General features: G+C 66.5%; 8 protein-coding genes. All 8 read right to left on the bottom strand.

Annotation, left to right across the window (positions count from 1 at the left end; genetic code table 11):
- A partial coding sequence (glpD, locus tag JaAD80_RS28375; RefSeq protein ID WP_102299508.1) for a glycerol-3-phosphate dehydrogenase occupies positions 1-1,286 on the bottom strand: 1,286 nt, incomplete at its 3' end.
- Between the two features lie 31 nt (positions 1,287-1,317).
- On the bottom strand, positions 1,318-2,097 hold the full coding sequence (locus JaAD80_RS28370; protein ID WP_102299506.1) for a sulfite exporter TauE/SafE family protein: 780 nt from the start codon (positions 2,095-2,097) through the stop codon (positions 1,318-1,320).
- A gap of 7 nt (positions 2,098-2,104) precedes the next feature.
- The gene (locus tag JaAD80_RS28365) at positions 2,105-4,126 is read right to left on the bottom strand and encodes an alpha-glucosidase (RefSeq protein WP_102299510.1); all 2,022 of its coding nucleotides are present in this window, start codon (positions 4,124-4,126) and stop codon (positions 2,105-2,107) included.
- 69 nt (positions 4,127-4,195) lie between these two features.
- Entirely contained in the window at positions 4,196-5,611 is a 1,416-nt protein-coding gene (locus JaAD80_RS28360; protein WP_102299505.1) for a porin, read from the bottom strand.
- Between the two features lie 115 nt (positions 5,612-5,726).
- Positions 5,727-7,181: an NAD-dependent succinate-semialdehyde dehydrogenase gene (locus tag JaAD80_RS28355; RefSeq protein ID WP_102299503.1), complete on the bottom strand. Its 1,455-nt coding sequence runs from the start codon at positions 7,179-7,181 to the stop codon at positions 5,727-5,729.
- 149 nt (positions 7,182-7,330) lie between these two features.
- Positions 7,331-8,119: an SDR family NAD(P)-dependent oxidoreductase gene (locus JaAD80_RS28350; RefSeq protein WP_102299501.1), complete on the bottom strand. Its 789-nt coding sequence runs from the start codon at positions 8,117-8,119 to the stop codon at positions 7,331-7,333.
- 28 nt (positions 8,120-8,147) lie between these two features.
- The gene (locus tag JaAD80_RS28345; RefSeq protein ID WP_102299499.1) at positions 8,148-9,068 is read right to left on the bottom strand and encodes an SMP-30/gluconolactonase/LRE family protein; all 921 of its coding nucleotides are present in this window, start codon (positions 9,066-9,068) and stop codon (positions 8,148-8,150) included.
- On the bottom strand, positions 9,061-9,850 hold a 790-nt coding region (locus JaAD80_RS28340; protein ID WP_180979642.1), incomplete at its 5' end, for an aldose 1-epimerase. The genes JaAD80_RS28345 and JaAD80_RS28340, both read right to left, overlap by 8 nt.

The following is a 9,850-nucleotide window of genomic DNA, read 5'->3' as shown; positions in this document are numbered from 1 at the left end:
AGCCACGCGTGGTCGCGCTGGAAGCGGGCGAGGAAGGCGTCGAAATCATGGCTGTCCACCAGTCGGTTCGCCTGCTGCAGGTCGCCGCCAGGCAGCGGCGCCTCGGCCGTCCATGCCGCGGCGGCATTGTCCAGCAGGGGCGCCAGCAAGCCCAGTGCTTCCTCTGCCAGCTTGCGGTAGGTGGTGATCTTGCCGCCCCAGATATTGAGCAGCGGCGCGCCCGTCGCCGTGTCGCCGCGCGCCACTTCCAGCAGGTAGTCGCGCGTGACGGCCGAGGCGTTCTGCGCGCTGTCGTCGAGCAGCGGGCGCACGCCCGAATACGTCCACACGACGTCTGCGGGAGAAATCTCGCGCTTGAAATAGCGGTTCGCGGCCTGGCACAGGTAATCGATTTCCATCTGGCTGATTTTGACCTGGCTCACTTCCCCCTTGTATTCCTCGTCCGTGGTGCCGATCAGGGTAAAGTCGTCCTGGTAGGGGATGGCGAAGATGATGCGCTGGTCGGGATTCTGGAAAATGTAGGCATGCGGATGCTCGAACAGGCGCGGCACGATGATGTGGCTGCCCTTGATCAGGCGCAGGCCCTGCGTCTTGCCGCCGCCGGCCGCGCCGGCAAATTGCGCCGTCCACGGTCCTGCCGCGTTGACGATGGCGCGTGCGCGCAGGGTCTTGCGCTGGCCATCCTCGGCTTGCAGGGTGGCTTGCCAGGCGCCGCCATCGCGGCGCGCATCGACGCAGGCCGTGCGCGTGAGGATGTGCGCGCCGTGTTCCTGCGCGTCGAGCGCGTTCAGCACCACCAGGCGGGCGTCGTCGACCCAGCCGTCGGAATACACGAAGCCCTTGCGGTAGCCCGTTTTCAGGGGCGCGCCGGCCGGGTGTTTGTCCAGGGCGATGCCTTGCGAGGCGGGCAGAAATGCCCGTTTGGCCAGGTGGTCGTACAGGAACAGGCCCGCGCGTATCATCCAGGCGGGGCGCTGGGCGGCGTCGTGCGGCATGACGAAGCGCATCGGCCACATGATGTGCGGCGCGGCGCGCAGCAGCACTTCGCGTTCCTGCAGCGCCTTGCGCACCAGCTTGAATTCATAGTACTCGAGGTAGCGCAGGCCGCCGTGTATCAGCTTGGTGGAGGCGGACGAGGTGTGCTGCGCCAGGTCGTGCTGTTCGCACAGCACCACGCGCAGGCCGCGGCCGGCCGCGTCGCGCGCGATGCCGGCGCCATTGATGCCGCCGCCGACGACCAGCAGGTCGCAGTCGGGGGGCAGGGAAGAAAAGCGGGAAGCGGACATGGAAGGCTCGTCTGGTAAAAGTATAAAAAGGCTAAAAAACGGCGCCGCCGCAGGCCAGCAGCGACAGCACGGGCGGCAGCACCAGGGCCAGGCCGGCGATCAGCAGCAGCACGAAGACGGCGCGGCGCACCTGTTCGATGGGCAGGCGCGAAGGGTGGCGGCGCGCCAGCCACGTCAGGCCCATCACCAGCGGCAAGGCTTCCACGGTCAGCCACACGGCCGTCATGCTGAACTGGCCATGCGCCAGCACCAGGGCCAGGCGCAGCACGGCGTTCGCCGCAAACAGCACGATGAGAAAATGGCGTATCGTCTCGGCCGCCCACGGCTGGCGGTACAGGTGGTAGACCATGGGCGGGCCGGCGCTGGCGAACAGGCCGCCCATCACGCCGGACACGCCGCTGAAGAACAGGAAGGCGGGCAGGCTGGACTGCCGCGCGCGCGCGCTGGCGCGCAGCACCAGCATGAAGGCGCAGACGACAATGGCGCAGCCGAGCAGGAAGCGCAGCAGGGTCACTTGCTGCGCGCTGAACCAGCCCAGCAGCACCACGCCCGCAGCCACGCCCAGCAAGCTGGCGGCCAGCGACGGCGCGAACACGGGCCAGGCCAGCTGCGGCCGCGAACGGCCAAACGTGATGGCCGCATTGGCCAGCACCAGCACGCTGACGACGTTGGCCACATCGGCCAGGCTGGCCAGGTGCAGCACGGCCGTCAGTCCCAGCAGGATCAGCCCGAAGGCAAAGCCCGTCAGGTTCTGTGCCACGCTGGCCAGCGCCACGCAGGCCAGGAACAGCAGGTGCGACGCTACGCTCATGCCAGGCTCATTTCGCCAGCGACAGGAAAAAGTCTTGCTGCGCGCAGCCGCGCCGCACGAAGACGGGCGGCTGGCCCAGCGGCGCATCGACTTCCACGCGCTGGGCGCCTTCGAACGCGGCGCCGCTCCACAGGTGGATCCAGGCGTCGCCCTGCGGCAGGTAGGCGCTCCAGCGCGCGGCGCCGGCCGCATGCACGGGCGCCACCAGCAGGTCGGGGCCGAACAGGTACTGGTCCTGGATGGCGTAGGTGGCGCGGTCGTGTTCATAGTGCAGGAACAGCGGGCGCTGCAGCGGCAGGCCGCGCGCCACGGCCTCTTCGGCCAGCGCGCGGATGGTCGGTGCCAGCGCCACGTGCAGCCGCGTCATGCTGGCGAAGTGGCGGAACACCTGTTCATCCTGGTAGAACTGGAAGTTTTCGTCGGGGCGGTTGCCTTCGTGCGTGCGCATCATCGACGTGAAGACGGCCATTTCCGTCCAGCGCTGGAACAGTTCGGCCGTGCGCAGGTTGCCGAACAAGCTCGTATAGCCGCCGATATCGCTGTGGTGGTAGGCATTGCCCAGGAGGCCAGACGACAGGGCGCCGCAGATCACCGTTTGCAAACCGTCATGGCGGCTGAAGTCGACCGACTGGTCGCCCGCCCACAGCAGTGGGCAGTGCGCCTGCACGCCCGTGTAGCCGGCGCGCATGAAGAAGGTGGCGTCGCCCGTCTTGCCGGCCCGCTCGATGGCGCGCGCATTGACTTCGGCCCACAGGGTCGGCCAGGCGTTGTGCATCAGGCGCGCGTCGGCGCCATTGTGCAGGCGCAGGTCGATCGGCAGGTACTCGCCGAAATCGGCCATCCAGCCGGACAGGCCGAAATCGAGCATTTCCTGGCGCAGGATGCGTTCCTCGAACCACAGCGCGGCGGCCGGATTGGTGAAGTCGACGACGCCGCAATCGAATTCGCCGAAGTCCACCAGGTAGGCGCCGCCATCCATGGCTGTCGCCAGGAAGCCCTGTTGCAGCGCTTCCTGGTACAGGGTGCCGTCGTTGCACAGATAAGGGTTGACGTAGCCGAGGAAGCGGATGTCCTGCTTGCCCAGGTCGGCGATCCAGTTCCTCAGGTCAGGGTAGCGCTGCGGCTGCCAGCGCCAGTCCCAGAACAAACGCTTGCCGAACGAGGTCTGGCGCAAGCCGACCCAGTCCTCGCACCACAGGGCGCTGACGGGCAAGCCGTGCTGCTGCGCCTGCGCGAGGATGGCGCGCGCGTGCTCTTCGCCGCCTTTCAGGCCCAGCATGGCGCCATTTTGCAGCCAGGCGGGCAATTGCGGCTGGCGACCGAAGCGCTGCGAGACGACGCCGACCAGGTCGGCGAAGGTCTCGGCCAGCATGAATTCCAGGCGCTCGGGCATGGCCCAGAACTGCAGTTCGTGGAAATCGGACTGGCGGAAATCGAAGTCCGCATACGCCGTCGTTTCCGCATGCAGGCAATAGCGCTGCGACGAGATGAAGCTCGGCTGCGGATAATTCGTGTGATAGTAGTCGCCGCCCGACTTGGACATCACGTCCGCCTGCCACGTCAGGTGCGTCGACTTGTCGCGGCCCACGCCAGGCTCCGACGTCCACAGGGGGAAGTGGCGGCCGCGCAGGTCGAAATACGACATCTGCTCGCCGCAGCCCCACACATGCTCGTCCTGTTCCGCCGGCAGGCGCAGCCACAAACGGTTCCAGCCCGGCGCCGCGTAGCGCACCACCAGGTGCAGGCCATGCGGCGTCGCCTGCACGGCCAGCACCAGTTGCGCAGCGTCTCCCGCATGGCGCGCAAAGCTCAGGGTGGTGGCGCCATCGGCCTCGGTGACGGTCAGCGCGCGCAGGGCGCTGCGCTCTTCGACGTAATCCTCGATTTCGAAGTTGCCCCGGTACATTTCCATGCTTTCGCGGCCCTGGCCGACGAACACGCATGGCGCAGCGGCGCTGTGGCGCAGCAGCAAGCGGCCGGCGCAGCGCAGGGCAAGGCTGTCATTTTCCTGGTGTAGTGTGAACTGCATGGCGATCAACTCCTGTGAAAACCGGCCGCCCGCGGGGTGGCGCGTGGCGGGCCGGGGTTACTGCACTAATTAAAAGACGAGGAACATGCCGGCGGTCAGCTCGACGGGGCTGTAGCCGAAGTAGTTATTGTCCCCCCGGAACTGCAATACGCCCAGCTTGGCATGGCTGTTGTTGGCGATGCGCGTGGCGTAGGCGTAGAACGACAGGGTAGGCTGGAAGTTGTACAGGTAGCCCAGCGAGTAGGCCGTCGATTTCGGCTTGCCCACGCCATCGCCCGTGTTGGTGCCGAACGCGCCCCTGGCGTTGGCGCCGTCATAGCTGATGTGCGCCAGGCTGCCTTCGATGCGGTGCTTGCCGATGTCATACGCGCCCGAGACGCCAAAGGCGTCGGCCGCATAACCGCCCGCGTTCGACACGCGGTAGGAGGTGTAGGAGCCGCCCAGGGTAAAGTCGTGCCACTTGTAGCGCGCGCCGACGATATCGGTGACCTGGTTGCGCTTGACGAAGTTCGGCGTACCGGCCGTGCTGATATCGTTGCTCTGCTGGTAATCCATGTGCGCATAGCCGAGGAACAGGTCGCCCTTTTTGTACAGCACGTTGGCGGCCCAGCTGCGGCCATCGTTTTCCAGGTCGGTGGCGGAAGACGCCTGCTGGCCGGCCGAATACGACACTTCCGCCGAGATATTGTTCCAGGTGGGGCTGCGGTAGCGCAGGGCGTTGCCATAAAACAGGGCCGTGCCCGAGTTGTTGCCCGCCAAACTCGTCGTCTTGCTGGCGTTATTCGTCACGGGGTCCTTCAGATAGCGGCCCAGCGATTCGGGGCGCGTGAGCGAGAACAGGGCGCTGAAGTCATTCGCGCCATAGTTGTGCGCCGAGGCCAGGTCAGCGCCCAGCGAGACCCAGAATGGCGCCATGTACATGGTGCCGCCTTCGACCGAGCCCCAGGTGGTCGACGCAAAGCCGACGGTGGAGCCGCGGTTGAACAGCACGGACGAGGTGGTGTTGTTCTGCGTGCCGCCGCCCGCATTGCCGTTGAACAGGTTCAGACCTGTCTCGACGCCGAAGATGGCCTTGTATTCATCGCTGAAGACCCAGGCGCCCGTCAGGCCCAGGCGGCTGGCCATTTCGCCCTGGTTCAGGCGGTGGTTCGTCAGCTGGCGCCCGCTGGCATCCTTGCCGCGCGAGACCGTATAGCCGATGTCGCCACGGCCGTACAACTTCCAGTTGAAGCCAGTGGCGGACTTTATCGGGGCTGCCGCCGATGATGCTGGTGCGGCCGCCATCGCTGCCGTGGGGGCGGCTGCCGCTGGTGCAGGCTGGGCCGCCTTCGCCTCCATCTGCGCCACTCTTTCCTGCAGCTGGGCCAGCATGGCTTTCATGTCGCTCAGTTCATCGGCGCGTGCGTTAGCGCTAACAAATGACGCCGAGAAAAGTGCGCCGGTGATGGCCGCGGCCACGGTGGTCTTGCGTAATGTCGTCTGCATGATCTTGTCTCCTGTATTTTTTATATGGAATTCGTTGCTGATCCCTGCTTGCTACGGTGCTGCCAGGCTGCTGCCTGGCACTTGCACGGCAGCCTGTCTTGCTACATTAAAATAATCAAATTCCTCCCATGCACAGATATTTGATATCGAGGAAGTCGTCCATGCCGTAATGCGAGCCTTCGCGGCCCATGCCCGAATGCTTGACGCCGCCGAACGGCGCCATTTCATTGGCGATCATGCCCGTGTTGATGCCGACCATGCCCACTTCCAGTTCCTCGGCCACGCGCCAGACCCTGCCCAGGTCGCGGCTGTAGAAATAGCCGGCCAGGCCGAATTGCGTGGCGTTGGCCATGGCGACGACTTCGTCTTCGCTGCCGAAGCGGAACAGCGGTGCCAGCGGGGCGAAGGTTTCCTCGGTGGCCACCAGCATGTCGCTGTTCGCTTCCAGTACCACGCTGGGCTCGAAAAAGCTGCCGCCCAGCGCATGGCGCTTGCCGCCGATGGCCAGCTTGCCGCCCTTGGCCAGCGCGTCGGCGATATGCTGCTCGATCTTGCGCACGGCGTTTTCATCGATCAGCGGGCCTTGCGTGACGCCCGCGTCCAGGCCATTGCCCAGTTTCAGCTCGGCCACCTTGGCCACCAGGCGGGCGGCGAAGTCATCGTAGATGCTGTCCTGCACGTAGATGCGGTTGGCGCACACGCAGGTCTGGCCGCTGTTGCGGTATTTCGACATCAGCACGCCTTCAACGGCCGCGTCGATGTCGGCATCGTCGAAGACGATGAAGGGCGCGTTGCCGCCCAGTTCCAGCGACAGCTTCTTGATGGTGCCGGCCGCTTCGCGCGACAGCCAGGCGCCCACTTCCGTCGATCCTGTAAACGTGATCTTGCGCACCAGGTCGTTGTGGCACAGTTCCGTGCCGATCGCTTGCGCCGCGCCCGTCACCACATTGAAGACGCCGGGCGGCACGCCGGCGCGCAGCGCCAGTTCGCCCAGGGCCAGGGCCGACAGCGGCGTTTGCGACGCCGGTTTCAGCACCATCGCGCAGCCGGCCGCCAGGGCGGGGCCGGCCTTGCGCGTGATCATGCCATTCGGGAAATTCCACGGCGTGATGGCCGCGCACACGCCGATCGGCTGCTTGATGACGACGATGCGCTTGTCGTTCGACGGCGGCGCGATCACGTCGCCATATGCGCGCTTGCCTTCCTCGGCAAACCATTCCAGGTAGGCCGCGTTCGAGACGATCTCGCCCTTGGCTTCGGCCTGCGACTTGCCTTGCTCGCTGGTGAGGATCAGCGCCAGGTCGTCGGCGTGCTGCAAGATCAAGGCATGCCATGCGCGCAGCACCGTGGCGCGCGCCTTTACCGTCTGCTTGCGCCACAGGCGGAAGGCCGCATGCGAGGCGGCGATGGCGCGCCGCGTCTCGGTCGCGCCCATGCGCGGCACGGTGGCGATGACTGCGCCCGTGGCCGGATTCGTGACATCGATGGTGGCGCCGTCATCGGCGTCGCACCAGGCGCCATCGATCAGGCATTGCTGTTTCAACAGGCTTGCGTCTTGCAGGTTCAACATGAGGGTTCTCCTTGAAGATTGATATTGTTAGAACGCATAAAAAACCCTAGCGAGCGGCAGCGAGTTGTGGCCGAGAAGCGCAGCTGTGCTTTAGCACAGTGAGCATCGCAGGCCGCAAATCGCGACGCGCAGCAGGTTTTTTGGCGTTCTTAGCCAGCGACAGAGACTTGCGCGAGTCCCGCGTCGACGATGATGTTCTGGCCCGTGATGCCGTCCGAATCGTCGGCCGCCAGGAACAGGGCCGTGCGCGCTACGTGGCCCGCGTCGAGCCGGTATTTCAGGCATTGCAGTTCGATGAACTTGCGGTCTTCTTCCGGGTCGCGCCACAGGGCGGCCTGGCGGTCCGTGGCGATGGCGCCCGGGGCGATGGCGTTGACGCGGATATTCTGTTCGCCCAGCTCGCGCGCCAGGGTGCGCGACAGGCCCGCGATGCCCGCCTTGGAGGTGGTGTAGCCGACCAGGTTGGGGCGCCCGCGCATCCATGAAATCGAGCCGAGGTTGATGATGGAGCCGCCGCCGGCGGCCGCCATGCCGGGCGCCACCTGCTGGATGGCGAAGACGTGGTGTTTCAGATTCAGGGCCAGGCAGTTGTCCCAGTACTCGGGCGTCAGTTCGGCCAGCGAATGGCGGTCGTCGCGGCCCGCGTTATTGAGCAGCACGCGGATGGCGCCGAAACGCGCCTCGACGTCGGCCAGGCTGGCCTGGTAGGCGGCGATGTCGCGGATGTCGCTGTACACGAAACAGGGCGCGTGGCGGCACAGGGGCGCCAGGCGCGCGGCCAGGGCGGCGCTGGCGTCGCGGTCGATGTCGCAAAAAGCCACTTGCGCGCCTTGCAGGGCGAAATGCTCGACCATGGAAGCACCGATGCCGGAGCCGCCGCCGGAGACGAAGACCACGCGGTCCTGCAGGCTGGGGTAGAGAGTGATGTTGGCGTTCATGCTGTCCTCGGGAGGGTTGTGTGGGGGATCAATCCCGGTAAAGTGGTTCGGCGCGGCCTGCCACGTCCGGGCGCACGGCAAACAGGCCGCCGGCCTGCGGCTGGCGCGCCAGTTCGTCGTCGCCTGCGCCTTCGCGCGCGCTGGTGATGTACAGGGTGCGCAGGTCGGCGCCGCCAAAGGCGACCATGGTGGGGCGCGCGACGGGTACGCGCACGATGCCGATGATTTCGCCCTGCGGCGAAAAGCGCAGCACCCGCCCGCCTTCGTATTGCGCGCTCCAGTAGCAGCCTTCGGCGTCCAAGGCCGCGCCATCAGGGCGGCCGCCGTACACGGCTGCTTCGCCCTTCGCGGGAAGGCGCGCGAACACCTGGCGTTCGCCCACCTGGCCGCTGGCCGCGTCAAACGCGAAACGGTAGATCACGTGGTTCGGCGTGTCGGACTGGAACAGGGATTTGCCATCTTCCGCGAAGGCCAGGCCGTTGCTGACCTTTACGCCGAAGTGTTGCTCCGGATTCTGTTGCGGCCCCCAGCCCAGGCGCGTGGCGCCCCGCTCCAGGCAAAACATGGCGGCCAGTTCCGCCGTGCGCGGTTCGTACATGGCGCCGGCCCAGAAACGCCCGGCGCTGTCGCAGCGGCCATCGTTGAAACGCATGTCGCGGCTGTCGTACGGCGCGTCGGCCAGCTTGTCGAGCAAGCCTTCCTGCGGATAAAAACGGTAGAACCCGTCGCGCAGGGCCGCCACCAGGCCGCTCTTTTCCGCCAGGGCGATGCAGCCCGGCTCGCACGGTACCCACCAGACGCGGTCGAGGCTTGTGGCCGGATCGTAGCGGTGCACACGGCGTCCGGCGATGTCGATCCAGTACAGGCACTGTTCGGCCACGCTCCACAGCGGGCATTCGCCCAGCTGGGCGCGCGCATCGAGCACGAGTTCGGCTTGCCATTCACGCATGCTGTTTCTCCTCGATTGCCAGGCGCATGGCGATGTGCAGTGTTTCGCCTGGCGCCAGCAGGCGCATGCCCGTGTCGTGCGCGCCGCGCGCGGCCAGCGCAAACGCGTTATTCGCGTGCGTGACGGGTTCGATGGCGATGAAGTTTCGCTCATCGTTGGGCGCGAAGCACACGAGGTGGCGGCAATTGTCGCTGGCCGACAGCTGCACCGCGTAGTCGCCGTAATCGAGGCTGGCGCGACCCGTCCAGCCGCTGTAGCAATGGTCGCTGTGCCAGCCGGCCACCGGCTGCGGCGCGGCGAACGGCGACGCTTGCGACACGGGTGCCAGGCCGGCCGGCAAGTGGTCATCGCCCATGCTCCACACGCCATCCCATTGCGTCTGCAGGCGCAGGCCTGGCGCCAGCGGGAAGTAGGGATGAAAACCCAGGCCGGCGGGCATGGCGCGCGTGTCGTCATTGCGCACGGATAGCGTCAGGCGCAGGCCGGCGGCATCGAGCAGTACGGTTTGCCGCGCCTCGCAGGCGTATGGCCAGTCGGCGTCCGGTGCGTGGATGAGCGCCAGTTCGGCGCTGTCGTCCGCGCGCGCCAGCACCTGCCAGGCGCGCTGCCAGCCAAAGCCGTGGATGCTGTGCGGCTCGGGCGGGAAGTTGGCGCGCAGCGCATGCGTGTGGCCATCGGCCGGCAGCATGGCGTCGCCGATGCGGTTCGAGTACGGCACCAGGGGGTAGCAGGCCATCTGCCGCACGTTCGCAGTGGCCAGGCCGGCTGGCGCGGCGCGCAGG

It is taken from the genome of Janthinobacterium sp. AD80 (genome assembly GCF_002878455.1).
Lineage (GTDB): Bacteria > Pseudomonadota > Gammaproteobacteria > Burkholderiales > Burkholderiaceae_D > Janthinobacterium.
This window is presented reverse-complemented; position numbering and strand designations above follow the sequence as displayed.